This window comes from Rhodococcus sp. PvP016, assembly GCF_017832185.1.
Classification (GTDB): Bacteria; Actinomycetota; Actinomycetes; order Mycobacteriales; family Mycobacteriaceae; genus Rhodococcoides.
Map to the genome: position 1 here is coordinate 959,321 of NZ_JAFIBH010000001.1, position 18,703 is coordinate 978,023.

Annotated in this window: 18 protein-coding genes and 1 tRNA gene; 7 read left to right on the plus strand and 12 right to left on the minus strand. The window is 67.8% G+C overall.

Features of this window, described 5'->3' with window-relative positions; all coding sequences use genetic code 11:
• The first annotated feature begins 51 nt into the window (after positions 1 to 51).
• Positions 52 to 1,056, plus strand: a complete 1,005-nt coding sequence (gene rfbB / locus JOE30_RS04330) for a dTDP-glucose 4,6-dehydratase (protein WP_204869531.1) — start codon at positions 52 to 54, stop codon at positions 1,054 to 1,056.
• Here the strand turns inward: rfbB and JOE30_RS04335 are convergent, their stop codons facing one another.
• From JOE30_RS04335 to JOE30_RS04355, 5 genes are read right to left on the minus strand one after another with little or no spacing between them, the layout of a single operon-like run.
• Positions 1,057 to 1,905 carry a glycosyltransferase gene (locus JOE30_RS04335; protein WP_027506551.1) on the minus strand — a complete coding sequence of 283 codons (849 nt, stop codon included), beginning with the start codon at positions 1,903 to 1,905 and terminating at the stop codon, positions 1,057 to 1,059. It lies immediately after the preceding gene.
• A 1-nt stretch (position 1,906) separates the two neighbouring features.
• Positions 1,907 to 2,380 (minus strand): GtrA family protein, encoded by a 474-nt coding sequence (locus JOE30_RS04340; RefSeq protein ID WP_231476428.1) that lies wholly within the window; start codon positions 2,378 to 2,380, stop codon positions 1,907 to 1,909.
• Positions 2,381 to 2,440: 60 nt separating this feature from the next.
• Positions 2,441 to 3,382: an NAD(P)-dependent oxidoreductase gene (locus JOE30_RS04345; RefSeq protein ID WP_204869532.1), complete on the minus strand. Its 942-nt coding sequence runs from the start codon at positions 3,380 to 3,382 to the stop codon at positions 2,441 to 2,443.
• Positions 3,379 to 4,404, minus strand: coding sequence for a glycosyltransferase (locus tag JOE30_RS04350; RefSeq protein ID WP_204870767.1), 1,026 nt, complete (start codon positions 4,402 to 4,404; stop codon positions 3,379 to 3,381). The genes JOE30_RS04345 and JOE30_RS04350 overlap by 4 nt, the downstream gene beginning before the upstream one ends.
• Positions 4,405 to 4,442: 38 nt before the next feature.
• Positions 4,443 to 6,686: a hypothetical protein gene (locus JOE30_RS04355; RefSeq protein WP_204869533.1), complete on the minus strand. Its 2,244-nt coding sequence runs from the start codon at positions 6,684 to 6,686 to the stop codon at positions 4,443 to 4,445.
• Between the two features lie 153 nt (positions 6,687 to 6,839).
• Here JOE30_RS04355 and JOE30_RS04360 point away from each other — a divergent pair, with 153 nt between their 5' ends.
• The gene (locus tag JOE30_RS04360; RefSeq protein WP_204869534.1) at positions 6,840 to 8,708 is read left to right on the plus strand and encodes a glycosyltransferase; all 1,869 of its coding nucleotides are present in this window, start codon (positions 6,840 to 6,842) and stop codon (positions 8,706 to 8,708) included.
• Here the strand turns inward: JOE30_RS04360 and JOE30_RS04365 are convergent.
• From JOE30_RS04365 to JOE30_RS04385, 5 genes are read right to left on the minus strand one after another with little or no spacing between them, the layout of a single operon-like run.
• Positions 8,701 to 9,507, minus strand: coding sequence for a class I SAM-dependent methyltransferase (locus JOE30_RS04365; protein ID WP_204869535.1), 807 nt, complete (start codon positions 9,505 to 9,507; stop codon positions 8,701 to 8,703). The genes JOE30_RS04360 and JOE30_RS04365 overlap by 8 nt on opposite strands.
• Before the next feature lie 39 nt (positions 9,508 to 9,546).
• On the minus strand, positions 9,547 to 10,434 hold the full coding sequence (locus JOE30_RS04370) for a glycosyltransferase (RefSeq protein WP_204869536.1): 888 nt from the start codon (positions 10,432 to 10,434) through the stop codon (positions 9,547 to 9,549).
• A complete protein-coding gene (locus tag JOE30_RS04375) occupies positions 10,427 to 11,251 on the minus strand; it encodes an ABC transporter ATP-binding protein (protein WP_204869537.1) in 825 nt (274 codons plus the stop codon). Before JOE30_RS04375 ends, JOE30_RS04370 begins: the two co-directional genes overlap by 8 nt.
• 15 nt (positions 11,252 to 11,266) lie before the next feature.
• Positions 11,267 to 12,142: an ABC transporter permease gene (locus JOE30_RS04380; RefSeq protein WP_204869538.1), complete on the minus strand. Its 876-nt coding sequence runs from the start codon at positions 12,140 to 12,142 to the stop codon at positions 11,267 to 11,269.
• Positions 12,143 to 12,169: 27 nt separating this feature from the next.
• Positions 12,170 to 12,781 (minus strand): bacterial proteasome activator family protein, encoded by a 612-nt coding sequence (locus JOE30_RS04385; protein ID WP_051613544.1) that lies wholly within the window; start codon positions 12,779 to 12,781, stop codon positions 12,170 to 12,172.
• A 94-nt stretch (positions 12,782 to 12,875) separates the two neighbouring features.
• Here JOE30_RS04385 and JOE30_RS04390 point away from each other — a divergent pair, with 94 nt between their 5' ends.
• Complete coding sequence (locus JOE30_RS04390; RefSeq protein ID WP_204869539.1) at positions 12,876 to 14,078, plus strand: cysteine desulfurase-like protein; 1,203 nt, start codon at positions 12,876 to 12,878, stop codon at positions 14,076 to 14,078.
• Between the two features lie 10 nt (positions 14,079 to 14,088).
• Here JOE30_RS04390 and JOE30_RS04395 read toward each other — a convergent pair whose 3' ends face one another.
• Together JOE30_RS04395 and mgrA are read right to left on the minus strand one after the other, a co-directional pair.
• Complete coding sequence (locus JOE30_RS04395) at positions 14,089 to 15,078, minus strand: NAD(P)H-quinone oxidoreductase (protein ID WP_204869540.1); 990 nt, start codon at positions 15,076 to 15,078, stop codon at positions 14,089 to 14,091.
• Positions 15,079 to 15,098: 20 nt separating this feature from the next.
• A complete protein-coding gene (gene mgrA, locus JOE30_RS04400) occupies positions 15,099 to 16,145 on the minus strand; it encodes an L-glyceraldehyde 3-phosphate reductase (RefSeq protein ID WP_204869541.1) in 1,047 nt (348 codons plus the stop codon).
• 79 nt (positions 16,146 to 16,224) lie between these two features.
• On the opposite strand from mgrA, the gene JOE30_RS04405 reads away from it, so the two are divergent.
• From JOE30_RS04405 to JOE30_RS04420, 4 genes are all read left to right on the plus strand, one after another.
• Positions 16,225 to 17,400, plus strand: coding sequence for an alpha-hydroxy-acid oxidizing protein (locus JOE30_RS04405; RefSeq protein ID WP_307806060.1), 1,176 nt, complete (start codon positions 16,225 to 16,227; stop codon positions 17,398 to 17,400).
• Positions 17,401 to 17,450: 50 nt separating this feature from the next.
• Entirely contained in the window at positions 17,451 to 17,957 is a 507-nt protein-coding gene (locus JOE30_RS04410; RefSeq protein ID WP_204869542.1) for a MarR family winged helix-turn-helix transcriptional regulator, read from the plus strand.
• A gap of 10 nt (positions 17,958 to 17,967) precedes the next feature.
• Positions 17,968 to 18,057: transfer RNA gene (locus JOE30_RS04415), tRNA-Ser, on the plus strand.
• A 1-nt stretch (position 18,058) separates the two neighbouring features.
• Positions 18,059 to 18,478, plus strand: a complete 420-nt coding sequence (locus tag JOE30_RS04420) for a hypothetical protein (RefSeq protein WP_204869543.1) — start codon at positions 18,059 to 18,061, stop codon at positions 18,476 to 18,478.
• Positions 18,479 to 18,703: the final 225 nt, after the last annotated feature.

Below are 18,703 nucleotides of genomic sequence, written 5' to 3' on the forward strand. Positions count from 1 at the left end.
CGAGTCTTTCAGACTGCGCTTCGCGCCGCTCTCCCACGTAAAGTGCCGCCCATGAGAATGCTCGTGACCGGCGGCGCCGGGTTCATCGGCGCGAACTTCGTGCACCTGACCGCCCGCACCCGCCCCGACATCGAGATCACCGTCCTCGACGCCCTCACCTACGCTGGCAACCGCGCCTCCCTCGAGCCTGTCGCAGACCGCATCACCTTCGTGCACGGCGACATCACCGACACCGCCCTCGTCGACCGCCTCGTCGCCGACACCGACCTCGTCGTCCACTTCGCCGCCGAATCCCACAACGACAACTCCCTCGGCGACCCCTGGCCGTTCGTGCACACCAACATCGTCGGCACCACCACCCTCCTCCAAGCCGTCCGCACCCACGACGTCCGCTACCACCACATCAGCACCGACGAGGTCTACGGCGATCTCGAACTCGACGACCCCGCCCGGTTCACCGAGAACACCCCCTACAACCCCTCCTCGCCGTACTCCTCCACCAAGGCCTCCAGCGACCTGCTGGTGCGCGCCTGGACCCGCTCCTTCGGCGTCCGCGCCACCATCTCCAACTGCTCCAACAACTACGGCCCCTACCAGCACGTCGAGAAGTTCATCCCCCGCCAGATCACCGGCGTCCTCACCGGCGTCCGCCCCAAGCTCTACGGAGCCGGACTCAACGTCCGCGACTGGATCCACGTCGAGGACCACAACACCGCCGTCTGGACCATCATCGACAAGGGCGCCCTCGGCCAGACCTACCTCATCGGCGCCGACGGCGAGGTCGACAACCGCACCGTCGTCGAGACCATCCTCGAACTCTGCGGCCACGACAAGAGCGACTTCGACTTCGTCACCGACCGCCCCGGCCACGACCTGCGCTACGCCATCGACAGCACCCGCCTACGCACCGAACTCGGCTGGACACCCCGCTACTCCGACTTCCGCAGCGGACTCGCCGCCACCATCGACTGGTACCGCGACAACGAATCCTGGTGGGCGCCGCAGAAAGCCGCGACCGAAGCGGCCTACGCATCGGCCGGCGAACGGACGCTCTGATCAGACGGGTTCCGGCGGCTGGTGTGTGATGCGGCGCCGCAGCAGCACGTACACCGCGCGGCGCAGGAACGACGTCACGAGCGCACGAGCATTACCGATACGAACGTCGTTCTCGGACAGCAGGTCCGGGTAGGCCGCGCGCAGTTTCCGATGGAATCCCGCGGCCTGCCCCGCCTGTTCCCGCGCCAGGCGCACGCTCCACTGCCCGGCATTGATGCGGAACGCCGCGAGCGACGACCGGATGGCCACCACGTCACCCTTGAGTGCGACCTCCGTGAAGGTCGCTTGATCGATGAGGAACGGGTGGTCGTTGTCCCACCAGCCGATGTCGGCGAGGGCGTCTCGTCGCATCAGGACGCATCCCGGCTCTCCGAAGATGTTGGAGCCGGCGAGCACCGCGGTGCGTGCGGCTGTGCGTCCGTCGACGAGGCCGGACAACTTTCCCAAGCCACGCGTGGCGATGATGGTCTTGCCGGCGGCGTCCACGAGCGTGCGTTGCGACGCCACCAGGACGGCCGACGGGTGCGCGTCGAACGCGGCGACCTGGTCGGCGATCGACGTCTCGGTGATCGTGTCGTCGCCGCACACGAGTTTGATCAGCTCGCCCGTGGCCAGTCGACTCACTCTGTCCCAGTTGCGTTTCGCTCCACCGCCGGCCTCCGTGTGCTCGACGCGGATGCGATCGTCGTCGTAGCGGGCGATGACGTCGAGGGTGGAGTCGGTCGACGCGTGATCGGCGATCACCAGCTCGAAGTCTCGGTAGGTCTGACTCAGGATCGACTCGATGGTCTCGCCGATGAAGTCGGCGTTGTTGTACGCCGGGACCACGATCGACACGCGGGGTGCCATGTCAGGAACCTTTCACCGAGGACGAGCGCTTGAACGAGAAGTCGCGGTAACCGAAGAAGCTGATGCAGGCGGTGAGCAAGGTGATGACCAGCTGGGACGGGATGGGTGCGAATCCGAGTACCGAGACGGCGACGGTCATCGCGGCGAGGTTCACCGCGAAGGCCCCGGAGTTGACCACGACGAACCGCCAGAAGTCGCGAAGCACGTGTCCCCGCACCCGGAAGACCAGGTAGCGATTCGTGCAGAAGGCAGTCAGCACGTTGCACAGGTAGCCGAGCACGATGGCGGCGTGATAGCCGAGCGTGTCACCGATCGCGAGCTGCCAGACGATGAACCAGACGGTGCCGAGCACCGTGTTGAAGCCGCCCACCAGGAGAAAGACGAGGCCCTGGTTGCCCATCAGGCGGAGGAGCGGGCCGACCGGCTGCGCGTCCACGACGACACGGTCGTCGTCGGCAGGTTGATCGGCGGTCACCACGGCAGTGTCGCAGCAGCGTTCACCGTGGCACAAACTCGCGGAGCCGCTCCGGGCTCGTCACCCGCGGTGACCGGCGAGAAGCGAGGACCGGATGGACTCCAGCGTCGAGGCGATGCCGGCGGGGAGCGTGCGGTGAGTCCTGCGATCGATCTCGGGCCAGACGGTGGACCGGAGGCGCAGGTCACGGCCCTGGAGCGAGGACAACGGGGAGGCGGCCTGGACGACGAGCGGTCGGCGACGGAAGACCGACCTGCACGCGCCGAGAATGGCCCCGATGGTGACGGCATTGCCCGAGGCGAAGATCTTGGTGACGGGGTCCGTGCGCTCCCGCGCGGCGACGTCCAGGGCGTCCGCCACCATCTCTGCCGCATCGGAGATGTAGAGGTAGTCGCGCAGGGTGTCGATGGGCACGTAGATCGAGATGGGTGATGCCAACAGGTACCCGCGGCACAGGTGCGAGATGAGGCCCTGCGGCTTCGACAAGTTCTGTCCTGGTCCGTACAGGTTGGCGAAACGGCCGACGACCACCGACGCGTCGGTGCGTCGACCGAAGTCCACCGCTCTCTGCTCGGCGCGTAGCTTCGCGTGGCCGTACTCGCCCAGCGGCGCGACCGCACTCGACTCGTCGTGCGGTGCGTCGGGCGTGCCCGCGTAGACCCCACCGGCGGACGACGCGTGGAAGACGGTGACAGGCTCCGGCCTCGGGACCGCATACGACTCGAGCTGTGCCAGCGCGTGTGCGAACAGGTCGTTCTCCCGGTCGAAGGCCTCGCGCGGCGTGCCGTTGACGCCTGCGCCCGCACACCACACGACATTGACCCGACGTGCGTCGGAGGTGGCCACCGCTCGCGCGCGAGAGGTGATCACGGTGCGAGCCGCGTCCTCGTCGAGCCACGGGATCGTCTCGGTCACCACCCGGTGCCCACGGCGGACGAGTTCGGCGGAGACGGCCGAGCCGAGAAGTCCACCACTCCCGACGACCCAGGACAACGTCGTCACGAGAGGTCGGGGTTCTCGGCGTCCCGGTTCTCGGCGCCGACTTTCGGAGGCACCCGGCCGGCACGGCCCAGAGGCCCGGCAGCCGGATCGCCCACGATCAGATAGGGAGGCTTTCCCATCGCGGTCTTCACGTTGACGCCGACGTACTCCGCGACGACGCCGAGAGAGAACAGGGTGGCCCCGAACCCGAACAGCAGGACGACCATGGTGGATGCCCAGCCGCGGACCTCGGTGTCCGGGTCGAAGAACGTGTACACGACGAGGAGATAGGCGACCAGGACCAGACCGAGAACGGCGAACACCACCCCCAGCACGCTGACCAGTCGCAACCCCTTGGTGCCGCTGGAGAGAACCATGCGCCAGAAGTGGGACAGCAGGGTCCGCAGGTTGTAGCCGGAACGCCGTCCCTGTTCCTCGCGCAGCGTCACCGGGCTGGTGGTCACACTGCCGGCGATCCACCCGAGTGCGACGTCGAGGTACGCCTCGGATCCGGCGTACGCGGCCACCGACCGTCCGACCTCGCCCACGACCATGCGGAAGCTGCTGTACTGCACGGTGTTCTCACCGGCCAACGCCTTGGCGATGAGCCACTTCGAGCCCTTGCTCGTCGCGTTGCGCCACAGTCCGTGCGGGGCGGCGTTGGTGCCGCGGGCGTAGACGACCGAGGCCTGCTCGTCGAGTGCGGTATCGAGAAGTCCGCCGATGTCGGCGGGATCGTGCTGCCCGTCCTCGTCCATCGTGACGATCCACTCGCCGCCGCTCGAAGCCATCCCCGCAAGGGTGGCAGGGTGCTGCCCGAAGTTCCGGCTCAGCCAGATTCCTCGGACGAAGGAGTGACGGTCCGCCAGGTCTCGGATGACGGCCGCGGATCCGTCCGGGCCGTGGTCGAACACCAGCAGAACCTCCTCGACCACCGCGAGGCGACGACCGGGGGTCAGAAAGGGCCGGGTGAGGGTCTCGAGCTCGTCGGTCAACGGGCCGAGGGTCCTCTCGCCCTGGTAGACGGGCACGATGACCGAGATCCGGTGCGGAAGCTGATCGTCAGTCACGAGAGCCGACCCTATAACGCAGAGGGGCCGGTTGCCGACGAGCGAGCCGCCGACTGCGGTCGCGCAGAGAACCGTCGTCGGACGTCGAGCACGACCAGGCCGAGCAGAACGACGATTCCAGCGCCCATGGCAGCCAGTCCGAGCCGGAAGCCGGGCGGGCGGAAGGTCAGCTCGAGATCGGCGTCGGTGGTGCCCGGGGGCAGGTCGACGTAGAGGAAGGTGTCGCCCAGCCCCTTGGTCTGCAACGGCTGTCCGTTCAGCGTGGCCGTGTATCCGGGCCAGGCGAGCCTGGCGAAGATCACGCTGCCGCCGGCGGCGGAGCTCACGCGCAGGGTCTCGTCGACGTCGCTCGAGCGCACCGGCTCGACGTCGGCGTTCACAGTGGCGGACACGGTGCCCTCCTGCGTCGACACCGGTCCGTCGACACGTTCGAGGACGGCGACCTGGTCGGACTGCGGTCGCGGAACATCGACCCAGCGCCACCCGCGCGGAACCGGCATCTGCCGCCACATCGGGTATTGCGCCTTCTGGACGACGACGCGGTCGAGCAGCATCAGATCGGCAGTGGTCCGCCCGGTGTAGACGTCGGGGCGGAACACGTTGCGATAGGCATCGGTACAGGTCGTGCCCTCGTAGGCGACACACAGAAGTTCGGCGAACGCTTCATGGCCGACGGGCGTGTAGGCGCTGACGTAGTCGAGATCGAGCACCTTGGCGTAGTTGCCGTAGACCTGCGCCCGCCAGCGATCGGTCGCCTCTTCGGGTGATCTGTCGGACAGAGCTCGGTCGCCCAATTGCAGCGTGGTCCCGGTCCAGTCCGGGAACTCGGCACGGGCCTGCTGCTGGGAAGAGGGGAAATCCCACTCGCTCAGAACGGGTCGGTAGTTGTGTACCTGGTACAGCGCGACGGGGATGACCGAGACCATGAGCAGTGCGGTGGCGGCGGTCGTTCTGCGCGCGCGGAACACGGCGACGACGACACCGCCGAGAACCACGACGAAGACGACCGACAGCAGGTGACGTCCGGCCAGTTGCGGTCCGGACGACAGTGCCCGAACAAGCAGTACGCCGGTGATGACCCCGGCCGCCGTCAGTCGGCCGCGCAGACCGCGCAGCGTTCCGAAGCGGCTCAGGAGAACCGCGGCGATGATGAGTAGAGCGACGGCGACGAAGGGCAACAGCCGTCCGGGCCAGCGAATCGGTCCGATGTCGGAAGGCCCCGCCGTGTAGAGCAGAAGGGCGCCGAGAACGATGAGGGGACCGGACAGTTCGCGCACGACCGTCGGCACACGGCGCCAGTCGACGAACGCCATCGCGGGGACGAGGAACCAGGCGACGTAGGTGACCGGCGCCGTGGTCGTCTCGCCGCTCCACGACTGCATGCTGGTCACCGCCGACGGCAGACTCGCGCTGAAGGTCTCCGACCAGGGGACCACGAGGAAGTTGTCGTTGAGGGTGCCCTCGGCGCCCGACCGCCACGTGACGCCCGAGGTGAGCACGCCGGGGAGGAAGGTGACGGCGCCGCACAGGGCGGCGGCGATCGACACGGCGCCGAGTCGGAGCACCGGCATCAGGGCGCGCGCACGCAGGTACTCGCCGATCATCACCGCTCCCGCGGCGACTCCGGCCATGAGGGCCGCGTGAACGTATCCCACGCTGATGGCGAGGTAGAGAAACGCGAAGACGGGTAGCGGACCGGAGGTGCCGCGGGCATAACGCACGGCACTCGCCCAGGCATTGATCACCCAGGCCATGCCGATCAGCGACGTCACCCAGGACGGCTGCTCGAAGAAGAGGGTGAATCCCGCGAACGGCGTGGCTGTCGCAGCGACCGCCGCCCAGGAGGGCCTGGATCCGTACTCCAGAGCCACGCGGTAGACGCCGATCGCCAGCACCACGGCGAAGAAGATCTTGACGACGGCAGCGAGCAGTGCCAGGTCGTCCACCGACGGTGAGATCAGGTTGACGATCATCTGTACGGGATTCCAGAGCCCACCCTGGCCCTCGACCGGGTAGTTGCCGGCCATCCACTGGGTGGTGACGAGGGGGAGGAACTGCCCTTCACGCAGCAGGCGGCCCAGAGCGAGCCAGTTGCCCACCGCGCCGGACTCGGTGTCGTCGAGGTAGAAGAAGCGATGATCGCTCACGAGGATCGCGACGAACCCCAGCACCACCACCACACCGGAGCCGAGACCCCAGGACCAGCGCTCTCGACGGGACGTCTCGACCGAGGTCACGACAGGCGTGTGCGTCACACCGTCCTCGCTTCCTGACCGACACGTCGTTCCCCGCAAGTGTCATGGACGCGACGGAACCCTCCCGGTTGTTATCGTAGGTCACAGACCGGTCTCATTTGTTACGGGGTGCGACGAGCACGCCTGTCTCTACTGTCAGGAGTTGGACAACCGATGCAGTCGACCGCGCCCGCGACGATTCCGCACAGCGGCCACGACAGGTTGGTCCTCCAGCGAGGCGTCTTCCTCGGCCCCTCCACCAGAGTGAATCCCGACCTGTACGTGCAGATCGAGAAGGGCAGCGGGGATCGCAGGCGCCACGACATGACGCTCGCGAAGAACTCCTTCGCTCACACCAACACGTACTTCGGGCGCTTCGCGGCGTCCTACTGGCAGCGGTGGACCACGGTCGGCGCGGTCACGGCGTCTCTGCGCATCGCGACGAGCGGCCGTGTCCGAGTGCGACTGCTGGCCTCGGACATCGCCGGTCACCGCCGCATAGTGTCGGTGCAGGAGACGCGGAGCGACGCCGTGCTGACATTCGAGGCTCCGCTCGACAAGTTCGTCGACGGCGGTGCCCTCTGGCTGGAGTTCGAGACGTTCGGCGAGTCCGCCGTCGTCGACGGCCTCGAGTGGACCCACGCCACCACGGTGCCGAGACGTCCGGTGGCCATTGCCATCTGCACGTTCAACCGCGCCATCGACTGTGCGCACACGGTGGCCGCACTGGCGTCCGACGACGTGGTGTTGTCGCTGATCGACACCGTGCACGTCGTGGATCAGGGCACCGACCTCGTGCAGGACCAGCCGGAGTTCGCCGATGCGCAGGCGCGGATGGGCGACACCCTGGTGTACCTCCGGCAGCCCAATCTCGGTGGTGCAGGCGGTTTCACGCGCGGACTGTACGAGGTGACCGCGTCTCGGAGCGGTGTCGACGTCATCCTCATGGACGACGACATCCTGTGTGAGCCGGAGACGGTGCTGCGTCTGAGCGCCTTCGCCAACGTCACGGCCCAGCCGACGCTGGTCGGCGCGCAGATGCTGTTCCTGCTCAATCCCGACTACCTCAACGTCGGCGCGGAGGAGGTGGACTTCCTGCACCTGCAGCACGGCCGCACCGTCGGAAAGGCGTTGTCCAACAAGAGCATGATCAAGAAGAACCAGGAGCGCCGGGTCGACGCCGGCTACAACGCCTGGTGGACGTGCCTGATCCCGTCCGAAGTCGTCGAGGAGATCGGTCTCCCGCTTCCCATGTTCTTCCAGTGGGACGACGTGGAGTACGGCGTGCGCGCCGGCCGTGCGGGCTTCCCGACCGTCACGCTGCCCAACGCGGCGGTGTGGCACGCCGACTTCTACTGGAAGGACTTCGACGACTGGGCGCGGTACTTCAGCACGCGTAACTCGCTGATCGTCGGGTCTCTGCACAGCGACCTGAACACGACGGTGTTGTCGCGAATGTTCCTGCGCCACATCGCCGAGTACGTCGTCGGAATGCAGTACGGCCTCGCCCATACCACCTTGAAGGGTATCGAGGACTGGCTGTCGGGGCCGGACCATCTGTCCGACGGCGGCATGGCGGCGATGGCTCGTATCCGAGCCGACCGCAAGGAGTACCCGGAGACGATCATGCACCCGGCGGCCACCGCGCCGGTGCCCTCCGCGGACGTGCGGGTCTCGCGAGCGGGCGGGGAGCCGAGCGCGATGCGAGCGGTGTTGGCCAAGCGCGGTGTCGACCAGTTCCTCGGACGCACGATCGGCGGTCTCGTCGGCGTCACGCGCGAGGACGCGCACTGGTGGCACATCGCGAGGTTCGACCACGTCGTGGTCACCGACGCATCGCAGGGCGGCGTTCGAATCCGCAAGCGGGACAAGGCACGTGGAGTCGCGCTGATGGTGCGTGCCGTCAAGGTGATGCGGCGTCTGCGGCGGGAGGCTCCTGCTCTGCAGGAGCAGTACCGCGCGGCCGGTGCCGATCTCATCGCACGCGAGAACTGGGCGCGTCTCTACGGAATCGACACTGCCGTCACCGAATCGGTCAGGTGAGCCGGACCGCCACCTGCTCGTTGTTGGACGTGTAGGCGAGGTACTCGAACGTCGCCCCGGTGCGGTGGACGAACTCGGTCCACGCCTTGTACTCGTGCAGGGCCCAGCCGGGAAAGTTGAAGAACTCGTCGAACACGATGACGGTGCCCGGCACCAATCGTGACTCGAGACGGCGCAGGACGAAGTCGGTCGACGAGTACAGGTCGGCGTCGAGGTGCAGGAACGCGACCGGGCCGCGGTTCTTCGACAGGAACGGCCCGAGGGTCTGCTGGAACATGCCCTTCACCAGATGCGCTCCCGGAACGTCCGGTAGCGCGTCCTGAGCGAAGGTCCCGGCCTCGAAGCCGGTGCGCCAGTCCTCGGGCAGGCCCTCGAAGGTGTCGAAGCCGGCGATGACTCCGACGTTGGCGGCGCGGCGCCACTCGTCGACGATGATCGCCAGCGTGGTCCCGGTGGCGACGCCGAACTCGAGTGCCATGCCGTCGATGGACACCGCACCCAGGGCGTGCCGCAACGTGAGGTCGGGACGGGTGAACGACGGCGTCCGCGGGAGGTTGTCCTCCACGAAGTCGGCACTCGACGCCGTGGCCTCGAGGTCCGAGGCGAACGGGATGTCGCGGCGCATCCGGAACTCCAGCGTGGTGATGGATTCCTGCAGGTCGGCGATCGTCTTCGCCTGACCCGTGATCAGGTCGATCAGCTCACTGTGACGGCGGTCGGCCTCGGGTGCCACGGCGTCCTGGACTGCCTGCACGACCTTGCCCCGCGCCGAGGCTCTGACGCGTCGGCTCCACCGCATCACCCGCACCGTCCACTCGTCATGGGGACATACCGTAGTTCAGGGTTTGCGGAAGTACTCATCCCGGCCGAGCTTGCGCAGACGCAACCACTCGCGCAGGCCGCGGAGGTCTCGTCGTGTGACCACGAAATACCACCCGAAGCGAACCCATTCCTGCGGGAGAAGCTTGCGCATGCCCGGTTGGGCCATCAGGTATCCGCGGTTGCGGTAGGTGAAGTAGCGCTTGGTGGCGTCGTCCGGATACTGCGTGTGCATCCGGCCGCCGAGAATCGGCTTGAACTCGTCGGCACCGTTCGGATGCAGGTACGCGGTCTGCAGGCACGTGCCGAACGCCAGCCCCGAGCGCGTGAGGCGACGGTGGATCTCGACCTCGTCGCCGCGGACGAAGAGCCGGAGGTCGGGGACACCGACGGCGTCGATCGCAGCGGCCGAGAACAGCGCACCGTTGAACAACGACGCGTACGACGGCAGCAGTTCCTCGTCACCGAGCTCGGACCGCCACCGTCGCCACGCGGTGCCGCGTCGCAGCGGGAACGCGAGGTGATCGGGATCGTCGATGTCGCACACGACGGGGGAGACCTCGTCGAGGCCGTGGCGCACCGCGCAGTCGAGGAGCGTGGCAAGGACGTCCGGCCCCTCCGGCCTGCCGTCGTCGTCGGCGAGCCACACCCGCTCGGCACCGAGGGACAGCGCGTGCAGCATCCCCAGCGCGAAGCCGCCGGCCCCGCCGAGGTTGTGCTTGCTCCCGAGGTAGGTGGTCGGCACATCTGCGCTCTCGACGAGCTCGCGGACCGCGGTCTCGTCCGCGTTGTCCACCACGATCAGATGGTCGAGCGGACGTGTCTGCGACGTCAGGACGGCGAGGGACTGGGCCAGCAGCTCGCGGCGCCGGTGGGTGACCACCACGCCGACGATGAACTCAGGCATGCGGGTCGTGATCGGTCTGGCCACGATCCGCGGCCTCCAGCTCACGGATGACGTGCGCGACGTGGTCTGCCGCGTCGTCACCCTCGTACGACCGCACGACCTCCTCGATGCCGCCCTGCTGCCGCACATGGCCGTGATCGATCCACATCGCGGAATCGCAGAGCTGGGCGAGGAACTCGTTGGAGTGCGAGGCGAAGACGAGGATGCCAGAGCGCTGCACGAGCTTCTGCAGACGAGTACGCGCCTTCTTCATGAACTCGGCGTCGACCGCGCCGATGCCCTCGTCGAGCAGCAGGATCTCGGGGTCGATGCTCGTGACGACGCCCATGGCGATGCGCACGCGCATGCCCGTCGAGTAGGTGCGGAGCGGCATGTCGAGGTACTCGCCGAGCTCGGTGAAGTCGGCGATCTCGTCGATCTTCGACATCATCTGCTTGCGCGTCTGGCCGAGGAACAGGCCACGAATGATGATGTTCTCGTAGCCGGAGATCTCCGGGTCCATGCCGACGCCCAGGTCGAAGACCGGAGCGACGCGGCCCCGGACGACGGCGCTGCCGCGGGTGGGTTCGTAGATGCCGGCCAGCAGGCGCAGGAGCGTCGACTTGCCCGCACCGTTGTGGCCGACCAGTCCGACGCGGTCGCCCTCCTTCAGCGAGAGTGTGATGTCGCGCAGCGCCTCCACGACGACGACGTCACTGCTGTTGCGTCCGATGGTGCCGCCGGCCTTGCCGAGGAACGCTTTCTTCAGCGACCGGGTCTTGGCGTCGAAGATGGGGAAGTCGACGCACGCGCCGTGCGTCTCGATGCTGACTGTCATGTGTGTCTCGTCCGATCAGACCCAGTAGGGCACGCGGGCCCGGAACGTACGCATCGCCACCATGGTGACGGCGAGGCCGACGGCGGTGAACGCCAGCACGATGTACCAGTGGTACGCCTGCTGGTCCTCACCGATGAGGGGTGCACGCAGGATGTCGAGGTAGTGGAACAACGGATTGATCTCCACCAGCCGCGCGCGGTCCGCCGCGGCGCCGCCCATCTTCTCGAGGTTGGCCGTGGTCCACACGATCGGCGTCATGAAGAAGAGCAACTGGACGATGCTGCCGAGGATCGGGGACAGGTCGCGGTAGCGGGTGGCGATGATGCCGAACAGCAGTGATGCCCACACCATGTTCACCACGATCAGGGCCAACGCCGGGATCGCCATGACGATGGTCCAGTGCAGCTCCGGACGGAACACCGCGAGCATGATGAGGTAGATCAACATGTTGTGGCCGAGGAGCAGCACCTGGCGCCACACGAGCCGGTAGATGTGCACGCTCAGTGCCGACGGCAGTTGTTTGATCAGGCCCTCGTTGGCCACGAAGACGTCGGCACCCTCGAGGATCGACGCGCTGATGAGGTTCCAGATGATGAGCCCGACCGTGACGTGGGGCAGGAACGACTTCAGGTCGATGTCGAGGAGGACCGAGTACAGCAGGCCCATGGCGACGGCCTGCACACCCGTGGCGATGGTGATCCAGAACGGTCCGATGACGGAGCGCCGGTACCGCTGCTTGATGTCCTGCCATCCGAGGCTCAGCCACAGCTCACGCTGCGCGTATCCCTGCCGGAGATCGCGGACGGCGCGGCGGAACGTCTGCGAATCGGACGCGGGTGCATCCCCGGAGTTCGAGTCCCCGGTGTTCGAGTCGATCGCTGGTGCTGCCACGACCGACGACCCTACAGACGAGAACCGTCAGAGGTACTGGCCGGTGCCCTGCCCGTGCTGGCCCTGACCGCCGCCGCCGATGGACACACCGGGCGGCAGTGCACCCTGGCGCATCTGCTCGAGCTGGGCGCGCGCCGCCATCTGCTGAGCGAAGAGCGCCGTCTGGATGCCGTGGAACAGTCCCTCGAGCCAGCCCACCAGCTGAGCCTGGGCGATGCGGAGTTCGGCGTCGGACGGCACCGCGTCCTCGCCGAAGGGAAGGGCCAGGCGCTGCAGCTCGTCGCGCAGCTCCGGAGCGAGACCCTGCTCGAGCTCACGGATGGAGGAGGTGTGGATCTCCTTGAGGCGGGTGCGGCTGGCGTCGTCCAGCGGTGCCGCGCGGACCTCCTCGAGGAGTTGCTTGATCATGGTGCCGATACGCATGACCTTGGCGGGTTGCTCGACCATGTCCGCCAGCGATTCCTGGTCGTCGCCGTCCGACGAGTCGCCGGCCCCGGTGACGTTCGCGCGGGCTGCGGCCGCCGCCGCCTCGCGGGGACTCAGCGCGATCGGCTGCCCGTCCGGACCGATGACGACGACGTGGTCGGCGCTGTCGTCCGCGCGGCCGCCGTCCGAGTTCTGCTCGTGTGAAGACGTCATGTATCCATCTTGACCCGGGTCGCTCACCAGGGTGGGGTCCGGGGCGTGCCCGTGCGTGCCCGCCCTGTCGCCGTCGGCGCCTAGAGTGTGCGGCATGACCTACGACGTCGCCCGCGTACGAGGGCTGTTTCCCTCGCTCGGCGACGGCTGGATCCATCTCGATCCGCAGCTGGGCATGCAGATCCCCGACCGGGTGGCCACGGCAGTGTCCACCACCTTCCGCGGGACCGCATCGACGCACATCGGCCGGCACCCCTACGCGCAGCGCAGCGCGAAGGTCGCCGACGACGCCCGGCAGGCCGTCGCAGATCTGGTCGGTGGATCCCCCGAGGGCGTGGTCCTCGGTCCGGACCACGGCATCCTCCTGACCGCGCTCGCGGAAGCCCTCAGCACGCGTCTCGGCCTCGGTACGGGCATCGTCCTGTCCCGGCTGGACGACGAGGCGAACGTGTCGCCGTGGCTGCGCATCGCCAATCGGTACGGCGCCCAGGTGCAGTGGGCCGAGGTGGACATCGAGACGTGTGAGCTCCCCAGTTGGCAGTTCGGTGAACTCATCGCGGCGAACACTCGGCTCGTCGCGCTGACCGCGGCGTCGACGGTGGTGGGGTCGGCCCCCGATGTCCGTGTCGCCGCCGACCTCGTGCACGACGCCGGCGGGCTGCTGGTCGTCGACGCCGTGGGTGCAGCTCCCTACGCGGTGCTCGACATCGAGGAACTCCGGGCGGACGTCGTCGCCGTCAACGCCGCGGCCTGGGGTGGGCCTCGCGTCGGGGCGCTGGTGTTCCGGGATCCCGAGCTGCTCGACCGGTTGCCGTCACAGGCTCTCGACACCGATGCGAAGGGCCCGGCACGGCTCGAGGTCGCCGGTCTGCACTACTCACTGCTCGCGGGCATGACCGCGTCCGTCGACTGTCTCGCCGCCCTCGACGAGAACGCGAGCGGGACGCGTCGACAGCGCCTCGAGATGTCCATCGGCTCGCTGCAGGACTACCAGGATCGGCTCTTCGAGTACCTGCAGGAACGCGTGGCGGCACTGCCGCACGTCATGGCCATCGGTCAGGCGTCCAGCCGCATCCCGTGCCTGAGCATCAGCGTGGACGGCGTCGACTCCGACAAGGTGGCGGCGCGGCTGGCGGACAACAGGATCGACGTGGTCGGTGGCCTGCACGGCGGAAGCCGCCTGCTCGAGTCGCTGGGTGTCGCCGATGCCGGTGGCGCGATCACGGTGGGTCTGGCCCCGTACACGACGCGGCACGAGATCGACCAGCTCGTCACGGTTCTCGAGACGCTGACCTGATCCGCTCCCGTCAGCGGACGCGCAGGATCACCTTGCCCACCGTGGCGTGATCGTCCAGCATGCGGTGGGCCTGCGATGCGTCCGTCACCGGCACCTCCGCGTGCACGACGGGCACGACGGCACCGTCGGCGATCATCGGCCACACGTGCTCGCGCACCTGGCGCACGATGTCGGCCTTGCCGCCCGGGCCGGTGAGGGGACGCGCCCGCAACCCGGCGCAGTGCACAGTGCCGCGCTTGGCCATCAGAGCGCCGAAGTCGAACTCGGCGACTCGGCCGCCCTGCATGCCGATCGTGACGAGGCGCCCGTCCATCGCGAGCGCGGAGATGTTGCGGGCCAGGTACTTCGCGCCCATGTTGTCGAGCACGACGTCGGCGCCGTGGCCGTCCGTCGCGGTGCGGATCTCCTCGACGAAGTCCGTGGTCTTGTAGTCGATGAGGATGTCCGCGCCGAACGAGCGGCAGATCTCGAGCTTCTCCGCCGAGCCGGCGGTCACCGCGACGCGCGCGCCGAGGGCCTTGGCCACCTGGATGGCGTGCGTGCCGATACCGCTGCCACCGCCGTGGACCAACAGCGTGTCCCCGGCGGACAACCCGGCGTACATGACGACGTTGGACCACACCGTGCACGCGACCTCGGGCAGCGATGCGGCGACGTGCAGGTCGAGCCCGTCGGGAACGGGCAGCACCTGCCCGGCCGGTACCACGACCTGCTCGGCGTAGCCACCGCCCGCGAGCAGCGCGCAGACTCGGTCGCCGACCTTCCACGAGGTGACGTCCGCACCGACGTCGGCGATCACACCGGAGCACTCGAGACCGAGCACGTCCGAGGCGCCGGCGGGCGGCGGGTAGTTACCCTGCCGTTGCTGCAGATCGGCGCGGTTGACGGCGGACGCGGACACCGAGATCAGGACCTCGCCCGGGCCGGGCACCGGATCGGGTACCTCGGTCCAGACCATGACCTCGGGGTCGCCGTACTCGGTCAGCGTGATGGCATACACGTCTCGATCGTATGCCGCCCTCAGATGCGGGAGGGTTCCTCCCACAGGTTGATCCCGGCCTCGGTGGCGTGTTCGTCGATGCGGCTCAGTTCGTCGTCGTCGAAGCGGAGTCGCGCGAGTGCACCCACGTTGTCGTCGAGCTGCTCGACGGAGGAGGCGCCGATCAGCACCGTCGTGACCCTCGGGTCCCGCAACGCCCAGGCCAACGACATCTGGGCGAGCGACTGACCCCGCGCCGCGGCGATGTCGTTCAATGCGTTCAGATGCCCGCGCATGTCCTCGGTCAGCCACTCGGGATCGAACGACTTCCCCTGTGCCGCGCGCGATTCGTCGGGGATGCCGCCGAGGTACTTGTCGGTCAGCATGCCCTGCGCGAGAGGGGAGAACGCGATCACGCCGACTCCCAGCTCGTCGACGGCCGGCAGCAGATCGGACTCGATCCAGCGGTTGAGCATCGAGTAACTCGGCTGGTGGATCAGCAGCGGCACGCCGGCGTCGGACAGCAGTGCCGCCATCTGGCGGGTACGCGCCGCCGAGTACGAACTGATGCCCACGTAGCGCGCCTTGCCCTGCTCGACGGCACTGACCAGCGCGCCCGCGGTCTCCTCGACGGGCGTGTCCTTGTCTGGGCGGTGGCTGTAGAAGATGTCGACGCTGTCGAGCCCCATCCGCTCGAGTGAGCGATCCAGTGAGCTCAGCAGGTACTTGCGCGACCCGCCGAAGCCGTACGGGCCCGGCCACATGTCCCACCCGGCCTTCGTCGAGATGACCAGTTCGTCGCGGTACGGCCCGAAGTCCTCTCGCAGGATGCGGCCGAAATTGATCTCCGCGCTGCCGTACGGCGGCCCGTAGTTGTTCGCGAGATCGAAGTGGGTGATGCCGAGGTCGAACGCGCGGCGGAGCACGGCCCGCTGCGTGGCGAGCGGCACGTCGTCACCGAAGTTGTGCCACAGTCCCAGCGAGATGGCGGGCAGCTTCAGTCCACTCTCGCCGGTGCGGCGGTATGGCATCGCTGTCGGGCGGTCGGTGTCGTAGCGGTCGGGGGAGGCGACATAGGGATCCGGCATGGCGTCATCCTGCCGGACATCTGACGGTCGCCAGCGTGAAATCGTGTTGCCGGGCGTGCGCGTTCGCTAGCGTTTGCATGTGAGCACTTTCGGCAACTTCCAGAACGAGATCTACCTGACCGGGCTCGGCGGTACGACCCCCGACCTGCCGATGACGGCCGACGGTCTCGAGGAGCGGGCGCGCGAGACGCTGTCCGCGGCCGCCTTCGCGTACATCGCCGGGAGTGCGTCCACGGAACGCACGGCGCGCGGGAACGTCGACGCGTTCGCCTCCCGCAGGATCGTTCCCCGGATGTGGCGCGGGGCCAGCGCACCGGATGCTCGCGACCTGTCGGTGACCGTGCTGGGGACCACCCTCGCCGCACCGGTGCTCACCGCGCCCATCGGGGTCCTCGGCATGGTGCACCCCGCGGCGGAACCCGCCGTGGGGTCGGCCGCTGCCGAGCTCGGAATCGGCTCCGTGCTGTCCACCGCATCGTCCACCCCACTCGAGGACGTCGCGGCGGAGTCCGGCGAGAACTGGTGGTACCAGCTGTACTGGCCGTCGGACGACGGCGTCGCGGAGTCACTGGTGCGTCGCGCCACCGCGGCGGGTGCGAAGGTCATCGTCGTCACGGCGGACACCCCCGGCATCGGTTGGCGTCCGCGCGATCTCACGCTCGGTCATCTGCCCTTCCTCCGCGCCGAGGGCATCGCGAACTACCTGTCCGACCCGGTCTTTCGCTCACGCCTGGCGTCGCCTCCCGAGGAGAGTGCCGAGGCGTTGCAGATCGCGGTGCTCACCTGGGTCGGCATGTTCGGCAACCACACGTTGCGTCCGTCCGACGTCGCACGGGTGCGTGAGTGGACGCATCTGCCCGTCGTGGTCAAGGGGATCCTGCACCCCGACGATGCCCGCGCCGTCGTCGACGCGGGTGCCGACGGTGTCGTCGTCTCGAATCATGGTGGGCGACAGGTGGACAACTCGATCGCCGCGCTCGACGCGCTCGAACCCGTCGCCGCGGCCGTCGGGGATCACGCGACCGTGCTGCTCGATTCCGGTGTCCGCTCCGGCGCCGACGTGGTGGTCGCGCTGGCCCTCGGCGCCGATGCGGTGTTCTACGGGCGGCCGTGGGTGTACGGCCTGGGACTCGCGGGCCGGGAGGGTGTCGTCCATGCGCTGCGGTGCCTGTTGGGCGACCTCGACATCACCATGGGACTGGCCGGGCTGTCGTCGGTCACCGAGGTGGACCAGTCGATTCTGTACCGGTCCTGAAGATGCGCAGGTCGGCACGCGCGGGGGACACGGCGGTCTAGCCTTCCGTCATGGTCGTTCACAGTGCGCGTCCCGTTGAGTCACACACCGCGGCCCCGCCGGTGGCCTGGTTGAACGAGGCGGAGGCTCGCGCGTGGCGCGCGTTCATCGATGCGGACTACCGCCTCATGGACACCCTGAACCGCGACCTGCACACGCGAGAAGGTCTGACGCTGGCCGAGTACCGCATCCTGGTGCGATTGAACGAGGCTCCGGACGGTTCGTTGCGGATGAGCCTGCTCGCCGACGGCGTGCTCTCGTCGAGGAGTCGGCTCACGCACCAGATCCGCCGAATGCAGGAGCAGGGCTTGGTGGTTCGAGACACCTGCGACGAGGACGGGCGTGGTGTCCTGGCCGTCATCACGGACGACGGACGTGCCCGCCTGGCCGCAGCGGCACCGTCGCACGTCGCCGCGGTACGGCGATGCCTGATCGATCTGCTCACGGCCGACGAACTCGCGATGATGGCCGAGGTGTTCGAGAAGGTCGATCGACGACTGCTCACGGGAGACCACTAGTATCGATCGCGGAAGCGTGGCAGAGCGGCCCAATGCACTCGCCTTGAAAGCGAGAGACGTGTGAAAGCGTCCGGGGGTTCAAATCCCTCCGCTTCCGCCAAATGTTCGTTGTTCAAACCCGGTCCACCCGCAAGGGTGGGCCGGTTTTGTTTGCCCCGGTCGAAGCTCAGCAGCGTCGCACTCTCGCTTGCCTCGACGGCTCTGAGCAGTGCCGATGCCGCTCGGTTCGAGAGGCTGTCTGTTCCCGTCTGTTCGAGTTCGAGCACCTGATTCCGGATGACGCGTGGCACTCGGTTCTTTCGCCTGTCGAAGAAGACGGTGGACAGGTGTGCCACGAGATGCGCGAAGGGCTCCTGGATCTCACCGTCGCTGACGCTGCCATCTTCGTTGATGTAGAGCTTGCTGAAGAACCCCTGGTTGAGCATCCGGCGGATGGGAGGCTTCGTCTCGGCGTACACCCGGTGGCAGGTCTTGATCGCCTCGACCGCTCGGTCGAGCAGGATCTTCACCTCGGCTCGTGACTGGCTGCCTTCGGCAAGATCCCGCTCAGCAGCGTTCAACCCTCTCGTCAGCCGATCCATCTCACTCTTGAGCATGTCGAGTGGCACTGCCCCGGCATAGTGCGCTTCGAGCAGCTTTGCCCGTTCTCGTTCGAGCTGGGCTTTGGTCCTTGTCGCTGCGGCCACTGCTCCGGCAGCTTCACGCGTGGCCATATCGAGTTCGTCGAGGACGATTGCGCGGATCTT